Below are 26,211 nucleotides of genomic sequence, written 5' to 3'. Positions count from 1 at the left end.
TCATCAGTCTGATGAGAAAGGATCGCTTTTTCAAGAGCCCCGAACTGATTAATATATGTCCTGTAGAAGGTACTCACTTATCGAATCAGGACACAGCATCATGGCTTATCAGACTCCAAAACTGGACGAATACGGCACTATCGACATGGCTTACTACAAAAAGCTTGCAGCGCAGGAACGAAGCGAATACCTCTCGCAGATGGCGGCTTCACTCTCAGCCAAAATCAAATCCTTCTTCCACGTGAAGCTGCCTAAACTGTCCACTAACCATTAATCGCAGGCACCCGCATCCATCGGTGTGATCTTGAAACGCCCCTCCCACTGCGCTTTCAAGAGCATTCACGAAACGGGTGGCGGTTATGTCCCCGCTGGACAATATAGTGAGGAAAACCGGGCACGATCACCCTGGCTCGTTTTGGCAGCAGCGTCTCCCTGCTTTTGAGGCACTCGAGACCCTGAAAAAATAAAGCTGCCCCGGCTTTCCTAACGAATACCTTTCGATTGCAACCACTGACTGATCTGGGCCTGATTCATGGCACCACTTTGGCGAGCGACTTCCCGACCGTTCTGAAACAGGATCATGGTGGGTATGCTGCGAATCGCAAACTGACCGGCCGGCCCAGGGGCTTGTTCGGTGTTCAGCTTGGCAAAGCGCACTTTCCCCCGCCAAACTTTCGCGGCCTGCTCAAACTGGGGCGCCATCGCTTTACACGGACCACACCAACTGGCCCAGAAGTCCACCAGAACCGGCACCTCACTGCGCCCCGTGTGGGTAGCAAAACTCTGCTCCGTCAACTCCAGAACCTGATCCGGCCAAAGCGGCTGTTTGCAGGCGCCACAATTGCCGCCGGATGACAACTTGCCGGCAGGTACACGGTTCACTTTGTGGCAATGGGGACATACCAGATGTCGAACGTCAGTCATGATGAATCTGCCTCTGATTGGCTGATTGTAGAAATAATCAGGCCAGGTATTCGGGGAAATGTCAGGGTGAATCACCCATAACATTACTGCCTTTTTTTAGAATTCGGAAACACTCACAGCAAGCCCTGGAGATCAGAAAATCCGGGTTCCAACCTGAACATGCACTCAAAAATCAATAAAAACGCCGCATCCACGCCAGATAAATACCCCCTGAAGCACGCAAAATCACTGCCTGAATAACTGCCAGCTTCCCGCATGAACAAAGCCCTGCTCCGCGAACCACTCACTTAAAACTTGTTTGTATACGAACGATCAATTAAGATTTTATCCGGTCTGACCGGTCATACCGGACTGACCGGCTAAGAACGATCAACCGACGTGACAACCGGTGCATCAAATAGCACTTAACCCCCAATTAACTCGAAAAAGTCTGCGCTCCCCCGGCAGTAAATCAGAGACGCTGATTGGCCGCAGACAATAAGATCACCTAACTGGAGAACACAATGAAGCACGGATTTATTCCAGCAATCTCAACTCTTGCACTGTCTATGGCGCTGTCTTCCAACATGGCGTTTGCGCAGGACTACACCCTTCGCCTCAACCACACAGGCGCCCCAAGCCACCACTATCAAACCATTACTGAACAGTTTGCCAAAGAGATCGCGCAGAAAACCGACGGTGCTGTTGAGATTCAGGTATTCCCTTCCGATCAGCTGGGGAACCAGCTGGAGTCTGTAGAAGGCACCATGATCGGCACCCTGGAAATGACTCTGGCTTCAGACACCGTACTGTCTAACTGGGTACCCGATATGGGCATGCTCAACCTGCCTTTCCTGTTCGAAGACATGGACGAATACCTTGAGGTAGTTGAAGGTCCCGTTGGCGATATGCTGAGTGCACAGGTAGAAGAGCAGGGTGCGGTTATCATCGGCTGGTGGGGCAATGGCATGCGCCATGTCACCAACTCCGTTCGCCCAATCAACAAACCAGAAGACCTTGAAGGCCTGAAGATCCGTGTTCCTGAAGGAAAAGTGTTCGTAGACACCTTTGAGGCATTGGGTGCCGGCGCAACAGTGATGTCCTTCGGTGAGTTGTATTCCGCGCTACAACTGGGTGTTGTAGACGGCCAGGAAAACCCGCCCGCTCACATCATTACCCAGAACTTCAATGAAGTTCAGGACTATGTGTCACGTACAGGCCACATCCATATGGGCTCGCCGCTCATCATGAATGCACACCTCTTCTACAGCATGCCTGAAGACATCCAGAAAACGCTGCTTGAGGTTGGCAGAGAGTACGACCGCAAGCACATTGATTTGATCGCGAACCTTGAAGCCGAGCAATGGAAGGAAGTCGCTGAGCGTGGCATGAAGATAAATGATGTTGATAAATCTCTGTTCCGCAAAGCCGTTCAGCCTGTCTATGACGACGCAGCTAAAACGTTTAACAAGGACATCCTTGACCAGCTAACCCAGTAATTAACTCAGCAAAAAGATCGCCAACAGAACCGTAGTCTAGCGGTTCTGTTGGCACGATCGGGACCGGTTTCATGGATAATACAGATCAGCCATCCGCCTCTGGTATCAGAAAATCACTAATCTCACTCTGCGACAAAATTGCTGTTGTCTGCCATGTGATAGCCACCATCGCTATTGCTGTGATGCTGTCGCTGGTCATCATTCAGGTCGTATTCAGATACGTACTTAACACCCCTATAGGATGGACTCAGGAAGTTTCAGTATTTTCGCTGATGCTTGCCGTCATGTCGGGAATGGCCGTTGCTTTCTGGCGCGGAGAACATTTCAGGGTGTCTATCTTCGTTGACAGCCTGCCCTCGGTACTTGCCAAAGTAGTCAATCTTGCGTCCCGTCTTATTACCATCACCTTTCTTTCCGTGGTTGTGTGGTTCAGCTACTCGCTGGCACTGCGAGGTATCAGACAGGTATCACCCACCTCAGGAATTCCGATTGGATACGTCCAGTTTTTCCTGACAGGCGGCTGTCTTGTAGCGGCTTTCCTGCTTACCGTGAAAACCCTGCTGGGCCAAGAAACCATCAGTGACAAAAACGCTGTCAGCGCGGAACCTGTATCATGATTGAGATTCTGATTTTCTCATTTATCGGTTTTCTGATAATCGGATTGCCTATTGCGATCGCCCTGGGCGCAGCCAGCACTCTTGCCATTTATTTTGGCAGCCATATCCCACTGCTGGTAGTTGCGCAGAAGATGTTCCAGGGACTGAATAACTTCTCCTACCTGGCCATTCCCCTCTTCCTGCTGGCCGGTGCCTTGATGTACGAGGCCAAACTATCCGAGCGCCTTGTTGACATGGCAAGCCGGCTGGTAGGAAAGCGCCCGGGCGGATTGGCCAATGTGGCGACGACTTCTTCCGCGTTCTTCGGAGCGATTTCCGGATCTGCACCGGCAACCACCGCCGCCGTTGGCACCGTCCTGATCCCCTCCATGAAAAGATTGGGCTACACCGCAGCAGGTTCAGGAGCTGTAGTGGCTGCCTCGGGCGCATTGGGACTGATTATTCCACCGAGTATCACCATGGTCATCTATGGCGTGATTTCCGGGGTATCCATTGGCGGGCTATTCATCAACGGGATTGTTCCAGGAATACTGCTGACGCTGGCCATCTGTGTACTGAACTGGTGGCGTGGAAGAAAGAGCGTTGATGACATCAGCCTTGACGACACCCCACCACCTGCCAGCGAGCGCATCAAGAACCTGGCGGCGTTGCTCATGCCGATTATCATCATTATAGGGATATACTCCGGCGCATTTACGCCAACCGAGTCAGCCGGGGTGGCCTGCATTTACGGGCTGCTCATTGGCGTCTTCCTCTATAAAACCCTCGGCATTGCAGAAATAAAGCGAGCCTTCATGGGCACCGCGGCCACAACTGCCGTCATCATGTTCCTGATGGTCTGTGCCAATATCTTTGCCTTTGTGATAACCACGGAACGCGTCCCTCAGCTATTCTCTGCCTGGGTGATGAGCATCACCACTGACCCGACCATGGTTATGCTCATGATGCTGGCATTGCTGATTGTGGTAGGCACCTTTCTGGATAACGTGTCAGCTCTGGTACTGCTGGTCCCTACCCTGGTAGCGATCACCTCTGCCGTTGGCATTGACCCGATGTACTTTGGCGTATTCACCATCATTGCACTGGCCGTCGGGCAGTTTACGCCCCCCGTAGGGCTCAACCTGTATATCGCAGCCAACATTGCCAATGAAACGGTGGAAAAAATCAGCCATGCGGTGCTTCCGTTTGTTGCGGTTTACATCGCAGCCCTGCTGATTTTCGTAGCCTTCCCCAACATCCTGACTATTTTTTCCTGAAGATATGGATATGAAAAATACCCTAGTACTGATTTCACTGGGCGGTACGATTGCCAGCCTTCCGGGCAGTTCAGGCAGGGCCGTTGCTGGCGCGCTTTCCGGCAAAGAACTCATGGACAAATTGCAGATCAAGAGCAATGGTCCGGTAGAAGTTATCACCCTTTGCCAGAAGCCCAGCAATGCCATTACTACAGCTGACCTGCTGCAGCTGAGACGGCTGTGTATTGATCTGTCACAACGCGAAGATGTGGCAGGGCTGGTAGTGTCTCAGGGCACAGACACCCTTGAGGATACGGCTTATTTCCTCGATACAAGCCTGGAGCTCGCAGACACAGCGATTGTGGTCACCGGCGCCCAGCGCGTGCCCTACGCCCCCGGCTCGGATGCCGGCCCCAATCTTCGTGATGCATTGAAGGTAGCAGGCGCTGCCCAGGCACGAGGAGCCGGCACACTTGTCGTGTTCAATGAAGAAATTCATGCAGCAAACGCGGTTCGCAAGCTCAGCAGCTATCAGCTTAACGGCTTTGGCTCGCCGGGCATCGGGCCCATGGGTTTTGTTGACGGCGATGAAGTCAGGCTGGTCAAGCGGCTGCAGCGCTCAGATGTTATTACACCGGGCGAGCAGTTACCGCGCGTGGATATTCTGCCTGTCGCAATCGACGCATCTCCTGCCCTGCTTGAAGCGGCTGTGGCCAGCGGTGCCCAAGGGCTGGTAATCGACGCTATCGGCCGTGGCCATATTCCACCGAGCTGGGTAGAACCGCTGGGCTCCGTTTTGAGCTCTGGCATTCCAGTGGTGGTGACATCCTCAACACACTGGGGCCGTGTCGATGAGGCGTATGAATATAAGGGATCTCTGGCAGACCAGGTTTCAATGGGTGCAATCAAGGCTTATCACCTCAACGCCAGAAAGGCCCGACTGCGGCTTATGTGCGCTCTGTCATGCAAGTTGCCCATCGACCAATCGGTGTTTTCCTGATGCCAGCTTCCTTGCTCAGGTAAAGCCTGGCCACTGACGGATTAGTGTAAAAACAAAACATCCAGGAGAGATAATGAATTCTTATAATATTGCAGTCATTCCCGGTGACGGCGTGGGCGTCGAAGTAACAACAGCAACGCTTGCCGTGCTCGAAGCGGCAGCCGGTAAATATGGCTTTATCCTGAACCCCACCCACTATGAATGGGGATGTGAGTATTACCTGGAACAGGGCCAGATGATGCCCGATGACGGGCTGGCGCGCCTTGAGAAAAGCGATGCGATTTTTCTGGGTGCCGTAGGCTGGCCTGAAAAAGTGCCAGACAGTGTTTCACTGCACGGCCTGCTGCTGCCGATTCGCAAACAATTCGACCAGTTCGTCAACGTACGCCCACACCGGCTGCTTAAAGGCGCACAGGGACCACTGAAGAAATCAGACTTCAACATCCTGTGCATACGGGAAAACACCGAAGGCGAGTACTCCGGAGCCGGTGGCCGTGTGCACATGGGCAATCCACAGGAAGTCGCTGTGGAAACCTCCATATTCACTCGCCACGGGGTTGAACGCATTCTCCGCTTTGGCTTTGAGCAGGCCCGGCTACGCTCCAAAAAGCTGGCATCCGTGACCAAATCAAATGCGCAAAAATACTCCATGGTATTCTGGGACGAAATCACGGATGAGCTGGCAGCCGAGTACCCGGACGTAAAAGTTGAACGCTACCACGTTGATGCTGCCGCCGCGCGCATGATCACGCACCCGGAAAGCTTTGATGTAATCGTTGCATCCAACCTGTTTGGCGACATCCTCAGCGATATCGGTGCCGCTATTCAGGGCGGCCTGGGATTCGCGGCCTCTGCAAACATCAATCCGGGGCGCAAGATGCCTTCAATGTTCGAGCCTGTACATGGCTCAGCACCGGACATTGCAGGCCTGGGCAAAGCCAACCCGGTGGCTGCAATCTGGTCGGGGGCGATGATGCTTGAACACCTCGGGGAACAACAGGCAGCAGATGCCATCATGAGCGCGCTGAACGATGTGTTGGACATCAAGGATAACTGCACGCCAGATATGGGGGGCACAGCTACAACGGCGGAGTTGGCCGATGCTATAGTAAAGTCACTCTAGCTGCTTGCATTGCCCGATAGGGCCTTGCCAGACTGGCGCGAAAATCATTACATTTTCAATGTCTTTTAGAAGCGTGAATACGTAAACATGCTCAATAATGCTATAGCGAAGCTCCTTCAGTCCAAGATATTAGACGGCGAGTATCCTCCGGGGAAAGCGCTGCCAGGCCAGCGGGTTCTGGCGGCAGAGCTGGGCGTCAGCCGCCCGGCTCTGCGTGAGGCGTTGAGTGTTCTGGAGACACTGGGCCTGATCGACATCCGCCAGTCCAGAGGAGTGTTTGTTCCTGACCCCAAAAATCAGGCTGCCAGCAGCGACAGCAAGATAAGCCATCGCATCAGGGAAGTTTTTCAGTTTCGTTTAGCTGCAGAACCCTACGCTGCTGCAATGGCAAGCCGACTTCGTTCGGATGAGGATCTGGAGCGCCTGAAAACATCCCACTACCGAATGCGCTTTGCGCTCGAAGAGGGGCAACTGATTGATGCAGCTCAGGAAGACTTTAACTTTCACCACACCATCTACTCCATATTACAGAACTCGATTTTTGCAGACACAAAACGCCGCGTAGCCACAGACCTTCACAGTGCCCAGTTAAGCCCGTTGCGCAACAGAGAAGAGTTGCTGAAGCCCCTGGAAGAGCATCAGCAAATTATCAACGCTATTCAGGACCAGTCTCCAGAGCGTGCAAGCGCTGCCATGGCCCATCACATCCGATCGGCAGCAATACGTGGTGGTTTGAGCGACGACGATATCTAACCACAACATTGCCAATCTGCGATGGTTAAGCGGAAACCTCATATGAGTGAGCAGTTATTGCAATTGACGGCCGAGCCGCTGACCCCCGAGGCTTTCGCAGACTTTGGCGAGGTGATCGATCACCGCAGTGCAGATTATTTCATGATCAATAGCGGGCGAACCCGGCGCTACCATGATCTGGCAAAGGTAGAGACATCAGGTGAAGACGCAAAAACGCTGATCAGTATCTTCGTCAGCCAGCCAGTACAAATGCCTTTGGAGCTGAGCTTTCTTGAACGCCACCCACTGGGCAGCCAGGCTTTTGTGCCGCTGCACTGTGAGCGCTTTGTTGTTGTCGTAGCACCCGCCGGAGACGCAATAAACCCGCACCAGGTGCGGGCTTTCGTTACCGATGGCCAACAAGGCGTCAACTACCACGCCGGCACATGGCATGCCATACAGTCTGTACTGGAGAGCGAAGGCACCTTTCTGGTGGTGGACCGTGGCGGCGCAGGCAACAACTGCGACGAGCATCCACTGGCACTGAGGGTGACGCTCGGGTAAACCGGGACAGATTTGCCTTCCTCTGCCTGGCCGTGATCAGAGCGCGCAGATTGGGGCGGACGTTTGACGTTAAGCTCTGGCCTTTACTGCGTGGCCTGCTCAAGCTGTTCCGCGTGCTTGGCCGCCTCATCCTCCATAAACTTCTTCATGTCTTCTTCAAACTTCGGCACATCGCCCGGGCTCGTCGGAACCTTTGGCGGCTGGCCGGGCGCCGTTTCCGCTGCCTGTTCAGTGCTGGCTTCCTTACCTTTGTTCAGTTGCTGAGTCACCAACAGACCAACCACCGCTAAAGCGGCGAGCAAAAGGATCAGTTTCATAACGATTTCTCATTCAGTGGTTAACGATCAGATTAGCTCAATCGGTGCGCATCTCGCGAGACCGAATCGGCATGGCGTCGATACGAGCAGAATAACCCTGGCCTGCCTTGGCATCAGCCAAGACGGAAAAATAAATCTTTCCCGGTTTCCCGAGCTTCAGCTTTCACGGACAGGGGAAATACCATCGACCTCAGTAACGGTTTTTGCATCCGCCCGTTCAATGATTTTGAGGAGTGTAGACTGAATGGTTTCGTCTTCCCTGGCATCACTGCCACTTGCGAACGCTTGCTTCTGGGGTTCAGCGCCCTCTTCCTCGGTATAAGAAATCACAACCTCGCTGGCTGAATCGGGCGTTTTGCCGAAGTACTCCAGCGCAACCAACGGATAGCCGTGAAAGCCTTTCTTGACCTGCTTCGCAATACGCTTTTTTGCTTTATCCACATTCATAGTGAAGGCCTGTCGCTGCGGTTGTTATCTGAGTGCACATCGGCACCCAGTCGATACCATTCGCCAATTCTATGCCCTTAGCCCCATCCAAAATAGCTCTGCCCCGGTTTTCGCTGTCACCGTAAAAACCGGGCCAGGAAATCCAACTGATCTTCGATGGACTGATCCAGAGCTTCGCCCCGATAGACATCAAAATGCCCGACCGGATAGTGCTTCACTTCCACTTTCGGCATTCTCTGGGCCGCTTTGACCGCAGCACTCGCCGGGGCGACGGTATCGTGGTCGCAAATCAACACCAGTGCCGGGCAGGCGACTTTGTTGGCCAACCGGATGGGCCGGAAAAGAGGAATGGCATAACTCACGCCCGCGGCGACGTAATTCGCCGCGTTATCCGCCAGCAAGGGAACATACCCCTCGTGGCAGTCCTCGGCGGTCATCATGCCCAACTCGCCGGGGCGGCCGGCCGACGCTATATATCGGGGAGACATGCCCAGCCCACGACGAAGCCAGTCGACCGTTCCGTGCCAGGTCAGGCGCATCGCCTGCATGAAGCCGGCATAACCGACTACCCCCAGCAAAGACGCCAAGCCATCCATCATCGGGCATTGGGAGATGGTGCATTGCACGTTTCCATCCTTTGCCGCGGCCGCAATCACAAGCCCGCCAGAAAACGACGTTCCCCACAGGCAAATGCGGCTGCCATCGACACGATCGAGCTGCCGCGCAAAATTCAGTGCCGCCAGCCAATCTACCACTTCCTTCCAAGGGCTCAGCGTTTGCCGTGGCTGACCGTCACTGTCACCGAAATGGCGGTAGTCAAAGGCAAAGACCGCGTAACCCGCATTGCAGAAAGCTTCTTTGAACGGTGCCAGACCGCTGGCATGAGTCAGCCCAAAACCATGGGCCATAACGACACACGGCAAACCTTTACTGTCGGCATCCGGCGTATAGAGAACACCGCGACAGGTTATACCATCGCTCTGAAATTCCAGGGGCGTTTCGATCATTGTTTGGCTCGCATGCTTGAAGGTCGAGAGTCTCAGGATAGCTCATTGCTTGCGGATCTAACCGGCCGTTCAATAATCTCATCAACCACACCGACTTCACTCACCTGCAACCGCCCCACCGTGATCGGTAGCGTAAATCGGAAAACCGGGACAGATCTATTTTTCCGTTGCTGGCCTTCCCGGCTTGCAGGTTTCAACTCTGATACCGATACGAGCAGAATAACCCTGGCCTACCTTGGCATCAGCGTCTCCTTGCCTTTGAAGCACAGAATCCGTTCTGTGCAGTGGAAGCCGATGTTAACCGGGCCAGAGAGGCTCTTGGTAGTCACTCGAGTTGGCTTTCAGGCACTGAAGAAGCTGGGAAATAAATCTGTCCCGGTTTTTCACTGGCCTTAGACTAAGCCATTATTTTGATGCATTCATTGCAGTAGAACACTTCAAGGTTGCTGCAGTTGTTCGTGGAAACACCACCAACTCATCGCCTTCCTGCCACGGCTGGCATTTGACCATTACTTCCAGGAACACTGGATGTTCCAGCCACCCCCTCAGCCATCGCTGTACATTCGGATAGGGCAGACTGTAAAACACCTCCCGATCCACATGGGCGAACTGGCGCACAAAGGGCATGACGCCAATATCAGCGATGCTGATGTTGCTCCCCAGAAGATACCGGTTCTTGGCCAATAGGCTTTCCAACGCCTGCAAAAACACCTCACCCTTTTTCCGGTAATCCAACTGGGAGAGTTCCGGGTGGCGATCCGCGTATTTATAGCGATCCAGCCAATGTTTAAATTCGTTATCGTTACGGTCAATCAGGGCATTAGCGCTTACTAAATCCGTATTCAACAATCCCTGCGGATCACTCTGCTGCAACGCCCATTCGACGATTTCCCGGCTTTCCTCGATAACGAGCCTATCAGAGCCGTCACCACCTGCCAGTTCCAGAACAGGAACCGTGCCTTTGGGACTGACCGCCAGCATCTGCGCCGGTTTGTTTTTTAGCACGATCTCCCGCAGCTCCACTGCCAGCCCGGCAAACAAGATCCCGAGCCTAGCGCGCATAGCGTAAGGGCAACGACGGAAAGAATATAAACGAGGCAATGGCACGGTAATAGCGTAGCTCCTGGCTGAATTAACGAAGCCGGTCATTGTAGGGAAAATAAATCCGTCCCGGTTTTCTAAGCCCGGTTTTCTGAGTCGAAATAGATCTGTCCCTGTTTTCCAGCAATAATTTTTCTGAAGCCGAGATCCCTTAAAAAGACGGAACAGAATAGACGCTAGCCTTTCAATCTAGCTTCCATCGGAACAGCTCCCAACAGAGTTTTTCCCTGGCTATAGAGACCATCAAACGCCATTGTCAAGGAACCATGGATTCCTGAAGCAACAATACAGTTTCTTTCGTCACAGGGCTTCACGACGATCTCATCATCGTCCCGTTTATCAAGCCAAAAGCACCCATGAGGAACCGAGGTATGTGTACGATCGAACCAAAATATCAGTGGGGAAAGTGAAAGCGCTTTATTTAGTCTTCTGTGGTACAAGAGGGCTAGATTCTTTCCAATGCTTTCCGAAGACCAGTAATCAAAAGAATTGATAAAAGGTGCATTATCATGAGCAACCATAAATAGCCCCCTATAATTTTCAGAGCTAAACGGTTCTATCTCACACTCAGTGCTGTATCCAAACATTTGTCCTTCTAAAGATGCAGATAAAATCTTAACCAAAAGTTCAACATGACCTTGCCAATCAACGTCCTTAAAATCGAGCTTTTCATGCTTATGATCAGTAAAATCCTTCATTGCCTGAGTAAATCGGTTTTTATTCTTAGGGCTGAACAAATCTAGAAAACCAACTGAAAATTCCGGATTACTCCCCAGCTCTTTCAATGAACTTTCGAGTAACGCTTTTAGCGGTCCCATAGAGCGATGCTGAAAGTTACGCATAATTCGTTCAATCGAGCTATTCAATGAAGCTTCCGCCGCTGCCGTGTATGCCATAAAGGCCAAGCAACTTTCGAACGCTTCACGAGCAGAGGAAGGTAATTCTCGCTCCTGTGTGGTTCCGAGAAACTTTCGAACTGAAATTGCAACGGGAAACGGAAGATGAGAAACAGCAGTAGATAACCCCTTCCACGTTGAAGAGCTTTGTCTTTGGGACGTTATCTTTATTTTTTCGCTGTCAAGAACACAAAGTGAAGAGTTACTGGTTCCAAAATCTAGCCCTAGGAAATGACTGCCGCTTTTAACCTCATGTCCATCGGTGGTCATATCGATATGAAACGGGCGGCCAACAACGGAGTTTTCCTCTGCGCCGAATTGTGTATTTTCGGCCTTATAAATGAACTTCGGAGTTACTGTTCCGTCCTCGCGAATAACGATTTCAACCGTTGTACTGCTGTCAAAATGTCTATTATCGCGCGTAACAACCCTAGTTTCCTCTACGTTATAATAATCAAATTCATCCTCGGAATCGGGTCTACTAAAAAAGTAATCAAGGTAATTTTTTGGAGGTTTGGAAAGCTTAATCTTCCACTGTAAGGGAACGTTAAAGAAATTTTTCAGTGACTGCGCTGACGGAACAAGGTCCGCTTGCTTGGCGGACGTCATATCGATATTTTCAGATACGGACTTATACCTTTTTTCTCCCTCAATCCCTGCACCATCAGGATCTAAAAAGAGCTTTATAGGATTATAAGTGACGGCCACAAACTCGCTATTGGGGTCGTAAAACCTCCTAGCGCACTCTATTGCTAAGCCATTCGCCACGACTTCTTGGAAGGAATGACTGATTGGAACTGGTTCCGCACTATCCAGCTCCTCGCTAAACTCCTCAACGAGCAGCTCTTGTAGCCACTGCAAATTTGAAGATCCTCCAGATACGAGAGTTACAGAAATGCTCCTGTCATCAAGAGCCTCCCTTGAACGAGACAAAACGTTGAACACGGTTTTCTTTAAATGTTTTCGCCAAACCTCTTGAACAAAAACTTTACGCATCTGATGCGCATAAAATTCCGAATTTATCCAAGGCGAGTCTGAAAATGGATCCTCTGGGATTTTTATAACAATCTTTTCGTAAGCGTCCCCATCTAAACTCCAACTTCTTATCTTTGAGGCAAGGTTTATCTTATATTGCTCCGATTCAGCCTCGAGCTTCATGAAGTTCGAAATAAAACACTGATTTCTTGTCCCCAAGCTCTCGAACCTTAACTCTCCAGAGAGAACTCTTTTATACTGGGATATAAATTTATCAGCTTCTTTTCTTTTCCCATTTTCAAGATCTCTTTTTATGAGATAGGTTGCAATTTCTCTGTTTATATAAAATCCACCTATCGGATCTGAGTCAGCGGCGAGCGGCTTGGAGGCCTTGCCAGACAAGCTGATATCGCCTTTATTTGTGGACTCAATGACGCACGCATCGAACGTACCACCACCGAAATCTAGGATGAAGGCCACATGCTTCGCAGCGTCCTGAAGTATTGGGATTCGACATCCATAACGATAGTACTGAAAAACGGCGAAAGGCTCAGGCAGGAACTCAACCTCTTCATACCGATCAAGAATACGTCGAATATTATCTCTATAGTTATATATCCACTTTTGGCTGTAACCTTCTACTTGAAAGCTCAATGGTTCAGCCACTATGATTTTTGCAGGGTGTTTAAATTTAGTTTCCTCGGAGCGAGGAAACCTGTGCTCAACATGAGAAAGTAGATTATCTAGATAATCTTTCGTAAGGCTGTACGCATTTTTTGGATCACCTGTTTCTACTGCAAATTCTCGTCGGTTAACCGAAGATCCGCCGGGAACAACATCCCCAAGAGCAACTTTAAATTCTCGATTAACAATAGATTCTCCGTTCAGCTTTTCCAGCGCTGGGGAGCCAAACAATAGCTCATCATTCCCTAAATAACAAAGGGCTGTTGGTATGTATTTTTGCCCAGCCAAAAGTTCAGGCTCAACCGACGATACCCACAACGTTTTTTCTATTTTCTTTGTCATATAGCTGCCATAAACTCCGTTTTAAAACTCTCTAACGCCCCAGTTATTTCTTCCAAAATCGAAAATTAGCCTACGACTATCGATTAATTTTTTTCATTGCCCCTTTCCTTAAAATTTCGAGATATTTAATTTTCGACATCCTACCAAAGCGGAAGTTGGCAAGAGTTACCAGAAAACATGCGATAGCATTAGTCGAATTTCAAAGTTAGTCGATAATAGATAAATTTAAAGCATATTTAAAGAATAGACCGGAACCTATTCAACTACTCTGGCGAATTCCTAACCGCCAAGCTAGCGCGGACCGACATACTTGGTTTCGATAAAAAGAATACATCTACCAACGCTCTTTACCCATCGTTCCGACCTCCGAGTGAACCACCCAGATCTAGATAAATGTGCGATGCGTGCACGGTCTCGTCGCTCAAACATCGATCCGGAAAAACAAAAAGCTGCGCGGTCTTTACCTCGCAGCTTTTTGAGCACCTAGTATTTCCCTAAGTCCTTACGAAAACTGAACCTCGGATTTAGAAACCTATTTCCTCACTTGTGCTTGCTCAACTTATACCCAATAGCCCCACAAAAGGACCGAAACCGGGACAGATTTATTTCGCGAAAAATAGATCCGAAAAATAGATCTGTCCCGGTTTTCCCGGATAAGACGAATGGCATTCAATAGCTCCCGGTCCAAAGCCAAAGCTTTAAGGATGTCCTTGCTCATCATTTATGATTCCCACCGTTCAGCATCAACGGCAGCGCTCAGCAAAGCCCGATGCATACTGTTGTTGTGCCTAAAAGGTCCCCGTTTCCCGAACCGTGGACCATTCTCGCCACCCTAGCGATACCATTCCGCCTTGATTTCCGCGATGTCCATATCCTTCCACTTTTCCTTCCAAAGTTCCCAGTAGGGTATATCGTTCGACGAAGGAGCAGGGTCGCATTGATCAATTTGAACAATAGACGGCAGAACAATAGATTCACCCACAAGCAGCGCTTCTCCCTGTCGAAATGAGGTCATCTTGTCTATCAATGTTCCTAGAGAATCTGGTAGCAGTTTCTTGACGTAGCCTTGGTCAACAGGGTTGGTCAGACGCATCGCGATGAAATTGTTGCACTGTGAGAAGATTGTCTCTGAAATTTCGGAAGGACGTTGGCTTGAGAGAAGTAAGGTCACCCCATACTTACGGCCTTCCTTTGCTATTCGCTCAATGGATGTTTTAGAAGAGCGGTACTTCGAGAGCCCGCTGTTTGGCACGTACTTATGTGCCTCTTCATAGACCAAAAGAATAGGCACGTCATTGTTGATCTTCTCAGTCGGGTCCTTGGCGCAGCGCAAGCGCTTGTATATGTATCCGTACTCGAAGATCAGACGAGAAATAAGGGAAACCGTTATGCTGAGGACTTCAAAAGGTACGCCGCTCAGGTCTATAACTGTAACGTTTGATTTATTTGCTGCCGAGTAGCTAAGCAAGGTCTCGAGCGTCTCCTCGAATGTGATTGTCTTTGACCGCTCTCCTAGAAAGAAGCCGAGCCGACGATCGTTAACCTTGCTCTCCAGTCTATTAACAAAGTTGGTAAGCTTACCGAACAAGCTACCCTGTGTGGTTTTAGGCTGCCCCTTCTTTGCGCCGCTTGCGTACGTCTCACCAGTATCAATCATCTCCTCATTTTTGCGTTTTGCAGTATCGAGTACAGTTTGAATATCGAAAACCAGCGGAGAGTCCAAATGAATTCTCTCTCTATCTGCTTCCGGCCCTTTAAACTTGTCCTTGCGATCTTGGATTATGGCCTCTTTGAAGACGTTGCGTTGGTTGTGGTCGTTTGCTTCCGTATCCAGAAAGAACTCTTCGAGCTCTTCGCTGTTGAGCATCCAGTAAGGCAAGGTGAGATTTGAGACATCAATGAAATTGGCGCTGGGAAACGCGGATCGGTATTCCGAATGGATATCGAAGACGATCACGTGCGAGTTATTGAGCGTGAAGTCGCCTGCCTTCTCTGCAACCGCCCTCTGAATGGTGGTCGCTAGTGTGTGAGATTTGCCAGATCCGGTGGACCCAACGATGGCGATGTGCTTGTTGAAAAATTTATTCCCATTAACCGGCACTGGGACGTCGGGATTAGACGCTAGGCTTGAGAAACAGAAGTTCTCTGCCTCTGTGACCGAATCTGAATAGATGCGCCGAATGTCTTCAATCGTTGCCGGCTCTACACTCTTTGGAGGTATCGCGAGTGAGTCGCCGCCACGCTCGAATTTACCGTCCCGTAAAACACCTAATGGGAAAGCCTCAATTAAGTGATTTCGGGTTCCATCGTCCAGGGCTACTATTTGGAAGTTTTCGATGATAGCAATGAGAATGGCGTTCTCGTTGTCGGCGATTCGGACATACGAGCCAACTCGAAGCGATTCCTCTGCAATTTTGAAATCTTCTAGCTTATCGACGACGATGCGGACCTTATCTGGAAAGACTGCAACCACTTGGGCATTGAGGTTGTCTGCTGTAGTTTCGACTGCCATTTGCCACTCCTTTTCGGTTAGATGATTGCTTTAATGTCTGTAAGCTTTCTCAGCTGGATCTGAACGTGCTTGACGGCTTCGTTCGCGGGGTCAAAATAACTATTCCCCAAGTGGAACTGGTATACCTCTCGGGTCTTCGTGACAGCGCACAGAGTCGCCTCAAGATCAGCGATTGAGTTCAACAATTTCAGCCTTATACCGTTGTTATGTGTGGCAGGCTTTGAAATTGATTTCACGTTGAAGTCGGCGCCAAGAAAGTCGTAACCGTCGATGAAGCCGAATTCCTCGGTTGCTAGTTCCTTCTTGAGCGCCACCAAATCTTCACTCGGAAGCCCGTGGACATAGACGTAGGGGCAAAAGGACGAGGCTCCATCCCGCCTGCTCGTTTTGGACCACTTCTTTGACAGTGTGTGCAGCACATCTTTGAGGTCACTCCGAACAAACATTGAGGGGTCCACTTCGATTAGAAAAAAACGCTCGAACGGGGACTGGTTTAGGTCCGAAAAGTACTGTTTTCGCAGCGCAGCGAAGTGGGCTCTCTCACCCTTCTTCCGCACGAACCATTCGTTGAACAAGACGCCAGACGTGTCTGACCGCTCTAATAACGTCCTCTTCGTAATGGTTCGGTCGGCCTGCAAGGGTTGGATCGACAACTCTCGCATAAGTGCAAGGGCATTGTTGTAGTAGAAGTACTCTGCGGTGAATCGCGTGCAATTAAAAGCGGCCTGCAGCTCCAGAATTACCTGTTCGAATTGATCCTCGAAACTCGCCGCGTTGATATCAATCTCAAGAACTGAAAGGAATTCCGCAAGATCGGCATCACTGAGACCCAGTTCCTCATGATGGCGGTGCTCGACTTTCTTTTCGCTGTAGGTCAGGAAGTGCTGTTTTAAGAACGCTACATCTATTGGCAATGCCAGCTTGTGGTGACCTGAGCCGTAATGACCACAAAGCATGTACCTGACGACTGGCTTTCCATCATCTCTTATCGCCTTAAAATGTGTCAGCATGAGCATGACTGCTGGCTTGATAACCGAGTGGTTGTACTCCGTGCCGGAGTAGTACTTGCACTGTACGGCTGTAACCTCCGTTGCAGTGCGGATGTCAACATCTTCGATGCACTCCACCGCAATGGAGTCATCGAGCTTGGACAACTGGACAACTTTCAGTATCGAGTAGTCGAATTGGTAAAAGTACCCGCGTATCGTGTCTACGGCGCTGCGGTCTGTCATACGCTCATTCCCAGCGCGCCGTCTTGCGCTCCCCAGTCACTCGCCTTTTGCTCCTGCAACCACCTCATACCCCGGCCACTGCCAAGCCGAGGTCGGTAATGAGATGAAAAAAATCGACATAACATATCTGGGATCCCGCTTGTTTAGGCTCAATAATAGTGAGACAGCGACGCTTTATAAATGCGATCATTTGCACGCGCAAAAACACTGAAATCCATAGTTTAATCTGGTCATTTACTTCAAAAGTCAAAAGTCTAACCCCATAACAACGGTGCTTTAATCAAAATCATATGATTGCCTGATACCGGCAATATCGAAGCGTCCGAAACAAATCTGACAGTTTGGGTCATAGTCTCAGGGTGCTAGACAAAATGGATTTTTTTGAAACCAGAGAGAATCGAAGAGGGCTTTAATGCATTGGTGTAGTCCATCCGTCATCCTTAACCGCGGCGTGAATCCGTTTCTTGTGACTACACACTAGCCCAAACTTTAGAAAATTTCCTACCCGTCCGATGTAAAATCTAGTAAACCAGATACGTAAAAAGCCGCCCGGTTTCCCGGGCGGCTTTTTTGGTTGCCTTGGTTAACTGTGCAGTATCAGGCAGCCGCCAGATACGCCCCCGCAACCGCCAGCACACCACCAACACCACGGCTGAAGCGGCTGTCCGCTTTCAGCATCAGGCTACCCAGCCCACGCCCAGCGAAGGTGATGGCGAGGGTGGCGATGGAGAAGCCTGCCAAATACGCGGCGAGAGTGGCGCCTGCAGGCATCTCCGCCCCATGCGCAAAGCCGTGGAACAGCATGAAGGCGGCGACCAGAGTGCCACCAACAGCGGTGGGCAACTTGGCCAGGGTGGCAATAAGGATGCCGGCAACCAGTACCGAGAAGGTGATGCCGGTTTCAACGCCTGGCACGCTCAGGCCCGCCCACGCCAGGGCCGCGCCGAAGACCATGCCGCCGATCACGAAGGCCGGGGTGGCGTTTTTCATGAGTTTGCTCTGGCGCACACTCCAGAAGCCAATGGCAGCCATGGCCAGCAGGTGGTCAAGGCCCATCATGGGGTGCAGCAGGCCACTGGTGAAGCCACCTTCAGCGTGGCCGGGGTGAGCCATGGCGGAGGCGGAAGCAGCCAGCAGGGCAGCGGCGGTGAGGAGTTTGGAAGCAAGTTTCATGGTGTTTCTCCTGATGGTTCTGGATTCGTTCGGATTCGGTTGGCTCAGGCCGGTTCGGCCACTTTTTCGGGCCGTCTTTCCGGCAGCATACCGCGCTCAAGAATGAAGCTGATGATGGTCTCCAGCCCTACCCCGTCGTACAGGTTGGTGAACACAAAGGGCCGTTCGCCGCGCATCTTCTTGCTGTCCCGCTCCATAACGTCGAGGGAGGCGTGTACCTGTTCGGCGATGTCGATCTTGTTGATGATCAGCAGGTCGGATTTGGTGATACCTGGGCCGCCTTTGCGGGGGATCTTGTCGCCGGCGGAGACATCGATCACGTACAGGGTGAGGTCGCTCAGTTCCGGGCTGAAGGTGGCGGAGAGGTTGTCGCCGCCGGATTCCACCAGCACCAGTTCCAGATCCGGGTGGCGGTTTTGCAGATCGTCGATGGCCGCCAGGTTCATGGAGGCGTCTTCGCGGATGGCGGTGTGCGGGCAGCCGCCGGTTTCCACGCCGAGGATGCGGTCTGCGTCCAGCGCTTCGTGGCGCAGCAGGAAGTCGGCGTCTTCCCGGGTGTAGATGTCGTTGGTAACCACGGCGATGTTGTAGTGGTCGCGCAGAGCTTTGCACAGCTGGCGCAGCAGAGCGGTTTTACCCGACCCGACCGGGCCGCCGACTCCAACTCTCAGACAATGTGTCATGGCATTTTCTCCTAAATGTTTCTTCAGCTTCTGAAAAGCCGTGAATACTGTGTTTCGTGTAAGGCACTTCCGAGCGCCAGTCCCGGCAGGATGGGCCCGAGTTCGTGATCGCTCCGTTCCAGGGCGGTGTCTACCGCCACGGCAAGCTGTGGCCGCAGCCGTTCGATAATGCGCTGGGCGGCAGTGTGGCCAAGAGGCAGCGCTTTGCAGGCCACCGCGAGCTGGTTTTCCAGCCAGGCCCAGGCAAAGCCGAGCAAAGTCTGGCGCACGGGCACATAGCGTTTGTGGGCGGCCCAGGCGAACATGGTGATGTAGCCGGGGTCTGCCGGAATCAGGTGTTGCTCGGGCAGCAGCTCCAGATTGCGCAGCAGAGTCACGAGGGCGCCGCCAAGGCGGGTGTCTTCGTCGCTCAGCTCGGCGGTTTCCCGGGTGGCGTGCAGCCAGTCGTTCCACTGCGACAGCGCGTCGGCATCACTGCTGGCCCAGGCGCTCTGCAAACGCACCAGCAGGGGCAGTTCGCAGCGGCTGAGGCCGTCTTCCAGTACGCCTTCAATCCACTCGGCCAGTTCGGCTTCGTTGTTCACCCAGCCCAGTTCAAAGGCGCTTTCCAGGCCCTGTGACCAGGCGAAGGCACCGATGGGCAATGCCGGGCTGACCAGTTGCATCAGGCCCAACAGTGCCAGGTCGTTCACCTGTGGGGTGACGGCCTCAGTGGGTGTGCTTGTGGCTGTGGCCATGGCTATGCCCGTGGTCGTGATCGTGTGAATGGCTATGCCCGTGCCCATGGGAATACCCGGCCTGGGTGTAGGCACCGGGTTCCGGGTCGAACGGGGCGGTGTGGTGCATCAGGGTAGCGCCCAGGCGTTCCGCCAGCTCTTCCAGTACATGGTCCGGCGTGATGCGCACGTAGGCGCCCTGCTCGTCCATACCGATGGCCAGGGTTACGTGGCGGTTGCCCAGGTGATAGCACAAACGCGCCAGGGGCTGACCGTTTTCGATGCGGGCGGTAACCACCTGTTCTTCCGCCGCACGGATGCGAATGATCTCGCCGGTTTTGGCCTGCAGCAGGTCACCGTCCCGCAGCACCGGGCCGCGATCCAGAAACAGGCCCACATCCACGTTGGTTTCGGTGGTGGCCCGCAAACGGCCGCGAATGCGCAGCTCGTAAGGCAGGATCAGGTTGTCCAGGATCTCGCTGGTGTCGATCCCGGTGCTGTTCACATCACCGATGCGTTCTGTCAGTTCCAACATATTCAGTTCTCCAATACCCGGCTCAGAACAGGTGGTAACGCTGGGCCAGGGGCAGTTCGGTGGCCGGCTCACAGGTGAGCAGTTCGCCATCTGCGTGTACTTCGTAGGTTTGCGGGTCCACGGTGAGGTGCGGGCACGCATCGTTCAGTTTCATGTCTTTCTTGCGCACGTCCCGCACGCCTTTACAGGCCGACAGCGGGCTGTCCAGGCCCAGCTCTTCGTTAATACGGGCATCCAGCGCGGCCTGGCTGACAAAGGTCAGACGGGTGGCACTGGCGGCCTTGCCGAAGGCGCCGAACATGGGGCGGTAATGCACCGGCTGGGGCGTGGGAATCGAGGCGTTGGGGTCACCCATGGGGGCGGCCGCAATCATGCCACCCTTGATGATGCAGGCGGGCTTCACACCAAAGAACGCGGGGCTCCAGAGCACCAGGTCTGCCAGTTTACCCACTTCCACCGAGCCGACTTCGTGGGCGATGCCGTGGGTGATGGCAGAGTTGATGGTGTACTTGGCAATGTAGCGTTTGGCGCGGAAGTTATCGGCGCCCCGTTCCTCGTCTTCCGGCAGCAGGCCGCGCTGCACTTTCATCTTGTGGGCAGTTTGCCAGGTGCGGCACACCACCTCACCCACCCGGCCCATGGCCTGGGAGTCGGAGGAGATCATAGAGATCACGCCCATGTCGTGCAGGATGTCTTCCGCGGCGATGGTTTCCCGGCGAATACGGGAATCGGCGAAGGCCACGTCTTCCGGGATGTTGGGGTCCAGGTGGTGGCACACCATCAGCATGTCGAGGTGTTCGTCGATGGTGTTCACGGTGTAGGGCCGGGTCGGGTTGGTGGACGACGGCAGTACGTAATCCTTGGAACACGCGGTGATGATGTCCGGTGCGTGACCGCCGCCGGCGCCTTCGGTGTGGAAGGTGTGAATACAGCGGCCCTTGAACGCCGCCAGGGTGTCTTCCACAAAGCCGGATTCGTTCAGGGTGTCGGTATGGATGGCTACCTGCACATCGTACTGGTCTGCCACGGTCAGGCAGTTGTCGATGCTGGCCGGGGTGGTGCCCCAGTCTTCATGCAGTTTGAGGCCAATGGCACCGGCTTTGATTTGCACTTCCAGTGCTTCCGGCAGGCTGGCGTTGCCCTTGCCCAGAAAGCCGATGTTCATGGGCAGGCTGTCGACGGCCTGAAGCATTTTGCCCATGTGCCAGGCACCCGGTGTGCAGGTGGTGGCGTTGGTGCCCGTGGCCGGGCCGGTGCCGCCACCGAGCATGGTGGTGATACCGCTCATCAGGGCTTCTTCCACCTGCTGGGGGCAGATGAAGTGAATGTGCGGGTCGATACCGCCGGCAGTGAGAATCTTGCCTTCCCCGGCGATGATTTCAGTGCCCGGGCCGATAACAATTTCCACGTCTGGCTGGGTGTCCGGGTTACCGGCTTTGCCGATGGCGGCAATGCGGCCTTTCTGGATGCCCACGTCGGCTTTAACGATGCCCCACCAGTCCAGAATGAGGGCGTTGGTGATAACGGTGTCCATCACGGCATCGTCGCAGCGCTGGCTCTGGCCCATGCCATCACGGATAACTTTGCCGCCGCCGAATTTTACTTCGTCGCCGTAATGGGTGTGGTCTTTTTCAACTTCAATCCACAGTTCGGTATCACCGAGGCGCACACGGTCGCCAACGGTGGGGCCGTACATATCGGCGTAAGCCTGTCTGGAAATCTTCATGCTTTGCCCTCCAATTTACCCATCACATCACCGCGGAAGCCGTAAATCTCCCGATTGCCGGCGAACGGAATCAGGGTGACAGACCGGGTCTGGCCGGGTTCGAAGCGAATCGCGGTGCCGGCGGCAACGTCCAGGCGGTAGCCCCTGGCTTTGGCACGGTCGAAGTCCAGTGCGGGATTGGCTTCGGCGAAGTGATAGTGGGAGCCGATCTGTACCGGGCGGTCGCCGGTATTGGAAACGTCGATGTCGATGCGGTCGCGGCCGGCGCAAAGTTCGATATCGCCGTCCTGGATCTGGTATTCACCGGGGATCATGTCGCGCTCCTTATACAATCGGGTTGTGAACGGTCACCAGCTTGGTGCCGTCCGGGAAGGTGGCCTCTACCTGCACCTCGTGCACCATGTCGGCAACGCCGTCCATGACATCTTCACGGGTGAGGATTTCGGTGCCGGCGCTCATCAACTCGGCCACAGAACGGCCTTCGCGGGCGCCTTCCATGATCTCGGCGCTGATCAGGGCAACGGCCTCCGGGTAGTTCAGCTTCAGGCCCTTGGCTTTGCGGCGCTCGGCCAGCAGGGCCGCGGTAAACAACAGCAGCTTGTCTTTGTCTCTGGGTGTGAGTTCCATGAATGACTCCGTTGTTTCTAAAAGGCTTCAGGTAAGCCAGATTCTGGGTGTATGGGCCGGCGAGCCGGTCAGCATGGGCCGCAGAAGGTGCCAGGCCTGTTCGCACAGGGCCCAGGCTTCGTTGCGTTCGGCGCCCAGGTAACGCAGCAGCAATACGCCCCTGCGCCGGGTAACCGCCCAGCGGGGGTTGTCCGGAAGTTGTTCTCTCAGCGTTTCAATAGCGGCCGCTTCGTCCTCCAGGCCAACGGCCCAGAGGGTTGCCTGCACGGTGGCGCCACCCTGGCCCCAGTGGCCGGTAAACCGGCGATGTGCGGGGTCCAGCAACTGGCGTTCCAGCCACAGGGGTTTGCCATCAAGGCTGAGATGAAAGCGTTGCTCCAGCGCACCGGTGGCGAAAGGCAGGTCGCTCGCAGGCCGACCCAGGGCGAGTACTTCCCAGCCCAGGGTTCTGGCGCCGCTGGCCAGTTCGATGGTGGTGGTCTGTTCGCCCCGGGAGCCATCAAAGGCGATGGTTTCCTGGGGCAGGTATTCGAGGATGGCGTCTCTGGCCACCTGCAACCGGGTGTGCTGGCCCCAGGCCACACCGTGGCTGTCGGCCTTGTACAGCTTGGCGGCAGCCGGGGTGGTCAGCAGGGCGTGGCCGCCTTCAGCCACGGAGGCTTCGATACGCAGTTCGTCGCCACTGACCAGCCCGCCGGGCGGGTGCAGCAGATATACATGGCAGCAGCCGTGTTTGCCTTCCGGGTAGAACGGACGCTGAACCCGCAATGGGCCCAGATGCTGCCGGCGTACCAGCCGGGTAACCGGCTCTGCGGCGCCCTCGTTCCGGGATTCAAAACCGAGGGACAGGGACGCGGCCCAGCGCCGTTCGGTGTCGAAACGGTGGCCGGAGGCGTGGGCGGCGATAGGCTGGTATGCGGTCATACGGTCAGGTGCTTCTTGATAAGTTCGTCGGTCAGACCGGCAATTTCACCCTCGGCAACGCGGCGACCACGGTCGAGGATGGCGAAACGGTCGGCGTATTTGCGGGCAAACGGGAGTTTCTGTTCCACCAGCAGCACGGTCAGACCGTCTTCTTCGATCAGCTTGCGAATAACCTCGCCAATCTGGGCAACAATGTTGGGCTGAATGCCTTCGCCCGGCTCATCCAGGATCAGCAGGCGCGGCTCGATCACCAGAGCCCGGCCAATGGCCAGCTGCTGTTGTTGGCCCCCGGAAAGGTCACCGCCACGGCGGTTACGCATTTCTTTCAGCACGGGGAAAAGTTCGTAGATCCGCTCGGGGATTTTCTTGCTGCCGTCCTTGCGCACGGCCAGGCCGGTACGCAGGTTTTCTTCCACGGTCAGCAGCGGGAAAATCTGCCGGCCCTGGGGCACGTAGCCGATGCCAAGGCGCGAGCGGTCTTCCACTTTCTTTTTGGCAAGTTCCACGTCGCCGGCAAATTCCATGCTGCCGTTCTTGGTGCTTTCCTCGCCCATGATGCACTTCATCAGGGTGGTCTTGCCCACCCCGTTGCGGCCCATCACACAGGTGCATTGGCCCTGGGGTACGTCCAGGTCCAGATCCCAGAGGGTGTGGCTTTCGCCGTAGAACTGGTTCAGTTTTTCAATCTTCAGCATTACGCCTCCTCCCCGAGATACACCTTGATCACTTCCGGATCGTTGGAGACCTGGTCCATGGAACCTTCAGCCAGCACACTGCCCTGGTGCAGTACAGTCACCTTGCGGGCAATGGAGCGCACGAAGCCCATGTCGTGCTCCACCACCACCACCGACTGTTTGCCGGCGAGGCTGGTGAGCAGTTCGGCGGTACGTTCCATTTCCTGCTCGGTCATCCCGGCCACCGGCTCGTCCATCAGCAGCAGGCGGGGCTTCTGCATCAGCAGCATGCCGATCTCCAGCCACTGCTTCTGGCCGTGGGAAAGGATGCCCGCCAGGCGTTCACGCAGATCCTTCAGGCCGATCATCTCCAGCACTTCGTCGATGCGGTCCCGGTATTCCGGTTTCATAAGCGCGGTAAGTGTGGGAAACACCCGCTTGTCGGTCGCCATGGCCAGCTCCAGGTTTTCGAACACGGTGAGGGCTTCAAACACCGTGGGTTTCTGGAACTTGCGGCCAATGCCGAGGGACGCAATGTCCGGCTCGTTCATAGTGAGCAGGTTGTGACGGCTGCCAAACCATACCGAGCCTGTGTCCGGCCGGGTTTTACCGGTGATGATGTCCATCATGGTGGTCTTGCCGGCGCCATTGGGGCCGATAATGCAGCGCAGTTCGCCGTCGTCGATGGTGAGGTTGAGGTTGTTGATGGCCTTGAAGCCGTCAAAGCTCACATTCACATCTTCCAGATACAGGATGGGGCCGTGGCGCACATCCACCGGCGACTGCACCTGGGTCAGAAACTCGAACACTCGTTCACGGTCGGCCAGCTCCTGAAAAAAGCTCATACGGTCGCCTCCTGCCCGGTAGTGGTGTCGTCATCGGCTCTGGCTTTGCTGCGTTTCTGCAGCAGCCCGGCAATGCCCTTGGGCAGGAACACGGTAACCAGCACGAACAGACCACCCAGGGCGAACAGCCAGGCGTCCGGCATGATGCCGGTGAACACGGTTTTGGCGTAATTCACCAGAATGGCCCCGATCACTGCGCCGTAGAGGGTTGCACGGCCACCCAGAGCCACCCACACCACGACTTCGATGGAGAACAGCGGCGAGAATTCGCTGGGGTTGATGATGCCCACCTGGGGCACGTAGAGCGCACCGGCCACACCCGCCAGCATGGCGGAGACCACGAACACGAACAGCTGCACCCGCTCAACCCGGTAGCCCAGGAAGCGGGTACGGGCTTCGGCATCCCGGCAGGCCACACTCACCCGGCCGAGTTTGCTGGTTACGATTCCCCGGCAGATCACGTAGCCAATGGCCAGGGCAATACCGGTAGCAATGAACAGCCCGAGGCGGGTGGCATCGGTGCGCAGGTTGAAGCCGAGAATGTCCTTGAAATCGGTCAGGCCGTTGTTGCCGCCAAAGCCCATTTCGTTGCGGAAGAAGGCCAGCATCAAGGCAAAGGTCAGCGCCTGGGTGATGATCGAGAGGTATACCCCGGTTACCCGTGAGCGGAAGGCCAGGAAGCCGAACACCAGCGCCAGCAGGCCCGGAGCCAGCAGCACCATGAGGAAGGCAAACCAGGCCATGTCGAAGCCGTGCCAGAACCAGGGCAGCGAGTCCCAGTTCAGGAACACCATGAAGTCCGGCAGGACCGGATCACCGTACACGCCGCGATCGCCAATCTGGCGCATCAGGTACATGCCCATGGCGTAGCCGCCCAGGGCAAAGAAGGCGCCGTGGCCCAGGCTGAGGATACCGAGGTAGCCCCACACCAGGTCCACTGCGACCGCCAGCAGGGCATAGCACAGGTATTTACCCAGCAGCGTTACGGTGTAGGCGCTGACGTGCAGCGCACTGTCCTGGGGCATAACTACATGGAGAAAAGTCACCACCACCAGGGCGGAAAAAAGCACGCCAAGGAAGATCTGGGTTGAACGTTCCTGCAAAGGTCTTGTTAACCACATA

27 protein-coding genes are annotated in these 26,211 nt (G+C 54.1%); 8 read left to right on the top strand and 19 right to left on the bottom strand.

The genetic code is table 11. The features are described 5' to 3' along the window. Positions 1-100 precede the first annotated feature (100 nt). On the top strand, positions 101-274 hold the full coding sequence (locus KO499_RS07700) for an RSP_7527 family protein (RefSeq protein ID WP_215983110.1): 174 nt from the start codon (positions 101-103) through the stop codon (positions 272-274). Between the two features lie 209 nt (positions 275-483). Here the strand turns inward: KO499_RS07700 and trxC are convergent, their stop codons facing one another. After that, positions 484-924, bottom strand: coding sequence for a thioredoxin TrxC (gene trxC / locus KO499_RS07695; protein WP_215983109.1), 441 nt, complete (start codon positions 922-924; stop codon positions 484-486). A 503-nt stretch (positions 925-1,427) separates the two neighbouring features. Between trxC and KO499_RS07690 the strand changes: the two genes are divergently transcribed. The 7 genes from KO499_RS07690 (at position 1,428) to KO499_RS07660 (ending at position 7,673) form a co-directional block, all read left to right on the top strand. Further along, positions 1,428-2,402: a TRAP transporter substrate-binding protein gene (locus tag KO499_RS07690; RefSeq protein WP_215983108.1), complete on the top strand. Its 975-nt coding sequence runs from the start codon at positions 1,428-1,430 to the stop codon at positions 2,400-2,402. 71 nt (positions 2,403-2,473) lie between these two features. Further along, positions 2,474-3,019 carry a TRAP transporter small permease gene (locus KO499_RS07685; protein ID WP_215983107.1) on the top strand — a complete coding sequence of 182 codons (546 nt, stop codon included), beginning with the start codon at positions 2,474-2,476 and terminating at the stop codon, positions 3,017-3,019. After that, a complete protein-coding gene (locus KO499_RS07680; protein ID WP_215983106.1) occupies positions 3,016-4,275 on the top strand; it encodes a TRAP transporter large permease in 1,260 nt (419 codons plus the stop codon). Before KO499_RS07685 ends, KO499_RS07680 begins: the two co-directional genes overlap by 4 nt. A gap of 10 nt (positions 4,276-4,285) precedes the next feature. Continuing rightward, positions 4,286-5,254: an asparaginase gene (locus KO499_RS07675; RefSeq protein WP_215983105.1), complete on the top strand. Its 969-nt coding sequence runs from the start codon at positions 4,286-4,288 to the stop codon at positions 5,252-5,254. 73 nt (positions 5,255-5,327) lie between these two features. Further along, positions 5,328-6,377 carry a tartrate dehydrogenase gene (locus KO499_RS07670; protein ID WP_228339780.1) on the top strand — a complete coding sequence of 350 codons (1,050 nt, stop codon included), beginning with the start codon at positions 5,328-5,330 and terminating at the stop codon, positions 6,375-6,377. Positions 6,378-6,464: 87 nt separating this feature from the next. Continuing rightward, positions 6,465-7,130 (top strand): FadR/GntR family transcriptional regulator, encoded by a 666-nt coding sequence (locus KO499_RS07665; RefSeq protein WP_215983104.1) that lies wholly within the window; start codon positions 6,465-6,467, stop codon positions 7,128-7,130. Between the two features lie 42 nt (positions 7,131-7,172). Further along, positions 7,173-7,673: an ureidoglycolate lyase gene (locus KO499_RS07660; protein ID WP_215983103.1), complete on the top strand. Its 501-nt coding sequence runs from the start codon at positions 7,173-7,175 to the stop codon at positions 7,671-7,673. Positions 7,674-7,756: 83 nt separating this feature from the next. Here KO499_RS07660 and KO499_RS07655 read toward each other — a convergent pair whose 3' ends face one another. The 18 genes from KO499_RS07655 to urtC all read right to left on the bottom strand — a co-directional run bounded on the left by KO499_RS07655 (position 7,757) and on the right by urtC (position 26,210). Then, positions 7,757-7,990, bottom strand: a complete 234-nt coding sequence (locus tag KO499_RS07655; RefSeq protein ID WP_215983102.1) for a hypothetical protein — start codon at positions 7,988-7,990, stop codon at positions 7,757-7,759. Between the two features lie 156 nt (positions 7,991-8,146). After that, entirely contained in the window at positions 8,147-8,437 is a 291-nt protein-coding gene (locus tag KO499_RS07650) for a hypothetical protein (RefSeq protein WP_215983101.1), read from the bottom strand. 116 nt (positions 8,438-8,553) lie between these two features. Further along, positions 8,554-9,444 (bottom strand): alpha/beta fold hydrolase, encoded by an 891-nt coding sequence (locus KO499_RS07645; protein WP_215983100.1) that lies wholly within the window; start codon positions 9,442-9,444, stop codon positions 8,554-8,556. A gap of 405 nt (positions 9,445-9,849) precedes the next feature. Beyond that, positions 9,850-10,593: a glutathione S-transferase gene (locus tag KO499_RS07640; RefSeq protein WP_215983099.1), complete on the bottom strand. Its 744-nt coding sequence runs from the start codon at positions 10,591-10,593 to the stop codon at positions 9,850-9,852. Positions 10,594-10,721: 128 nt separating this feature from the next. Continuing rightward, positions 10,722-13,442, bottom strand: a complete 2,721-nt coding sequence (locus tag KO499_RS07635; RefSeq protein ID WP_215983098.1) for an Hsp70 family protein — start codon at positions 13,440-13,442, stop codon at positions 10,722-10,724. 832 nt (positions 13,443-14,274) lie between these two features. After that, entirely contained in the window at positions 14,275-15,954 is a 1,680-nt protein-coding gene (locus KO499_RS07630) for an ATP-binding protein (protein ID WP_215983097.1), read from the bottom strand. Positions 15,955-15,971: 17 nt separating this feature from the next. Beyond that, positions 15,972-17,186: a DUF4297 family anti-phage-associated protein gene (locus KO499_RS07625; protein WP_215983096.1), complete on the bottom strand. Its 1,215-nt coding sequence runs from the start codon at positions 17,184-17,186 to the stop codon at positions 15,972-15,974. Between the two features lie 597 nt (positions 17,187-17,783). Beyond that, positions 17,784-18,359 (bottom strand): HupE/UreJ family protein, encoded by a 576-nt coding sequence (locus KO499_RS07620; RefSeq protein ID WP_215983095.1) that lies wholly within the window; start codon positions 18,357-18,359, stop codon positions 17,784-17,786. Between the two features lie 44 nt (positions 18,360-18,403). Further along, complete coding sequence (ureG, locus tag KO499_RS07615) at positions 18,404-19,042, bottom strand: urease accessory protein UreG (protein WP_215983094.1); 639 nt, start codon at positions 19,040-19,042, stop codon at positions 18,404-18,406. Between the two features lie 23 nt (positions 19,043-19,065). Continuing rightward, complete coding sequence (locus KO499_RS07610; RefSeq protein WP_215983093.1) at positions 19,066-19,779, bottom strand: urease accessory protein UreF; 714 nt, start codon at positions 19,777-19,779, stop codon at positions 19,066-19,068. Then, entirely contained in the window at positions 19,751-20,293 is a 543-nt protein-coding gene (ureE, locus tag KO499_RS07605) for an urease accessory protein UreE (protein ID WP_215983092.1), read from the bottom strand. The genes KO499_RS07610 and ureE overlap by 29 nt, the downstream gene beginning before the upstream one ends. Positions 20,294-20,315: 22 nt before the next feature. Then, a complete protein-coding gene (gene ureC, locus KO499_RS07600; RefSeq protein ID WP_215983091.1) occupies positions 20,316-22,019 on the bottom strand; it encodes an urease subunit alpha in 1,704 nt (567 codons plus the stop codon). Continuing rightward, on the bottom strand, positions 22,016-22,333 hold the full coding sequence (locus tag KO499_RS07595) for an urease subunit beta (protein WP_215983090.1): 318 nt from the start codon (positions 22,331-22,333) through the stop codon (positions 22,016-22,018). Before KO499_RS07595 ends, ureC begins: the two co-directional genes overlap by 4 nt. A gap of 10 nt (positions 22,334-22,343) precedes the next feature. Beyond that, positions 22,344-22,646 carry an urease subunit gamma gene (gene ureA / locus KO499_RS07590; RefSeq protein WP_215983089.1) on the bottom strand — a complete coding sequence of 101 codons (303 nt, stop codon included), beginning with the start codon at positions 22,644-22,646 and terminating at the stop codon, positions 22,344-22,346. A 27-nt stretch (positions 22,647-22,673) separates the two neighbouring features. Further along, positions 22,674-23,570, bottom strand: coding sequence for an urease accessory protein UreD (locus tag KO499_RS07585; RefSeq protein ID WP_215983088.1), 897 nt, complete (start codon positions 23,568-23,570; stop codon positions 22,674-22,676). Beyond that, on the bottom strand, positions 23,567-24,265 hold the full coding sequence (gene urtE / locus KO499_RS07580) for an urea ABC transporter ATP-binding subunit UrtE (protein ID WP_215983087.1): 699 nt from the start codon (positions 24,263-24,265) through the stop codon (positions 23,567-23,569). The genes KO499_RS07585 and urtE overlap by 4 nt, the downstream gene beginning before the upstream one ends. Then, positions 24,265-25,089, bottom strand: a complete 825-nt coding sequence (urtD, locus tag KO499_RS07575) for an urea ABC transporter ATP-binding protein UrtD (protein ID WP_215983086.1) — start codon at positions 25,087-25,089, stop codon at positions 24,265-24,267. The genes urtE and urtD overlap by 1 nt, the downstream gene beginning before the upstream one ends. Next, the gene (gene urtC / locus KO499_RS07570; protein ID WP_215983085.1) at positions 25,086-26,210 is read right to left on the bottom strand and encodes an urea ABC transporter permease subunit UrtC; all 1,125 of its coding nucleotides are present in this window, start codon (positions 26,208-26,210) and stop codon (positions 25,086-25,088) included. The genes urtD and urtC overlap by 4 nt, the downstream gene beginning before the upstream one ends. Position 26,211 lies beyond the last annotated feature (1 nt).

The sequence above is a fragment of the Marinobacter sp. F3R08 genome (genome assembly GCF_018860425.1).
In the GTDB taxonomy this organism is placed as follows: domain Bacteria; phylum Pseudomonadota; class Gammaproteobacteria; order Pseudomonadales; family Oleiphilaceae; genus Marinobacter.
Note: the sequence above shows the minus strand (reverse complement) of the source record. Positions and strands in the feature narration are given on the sequence as shown.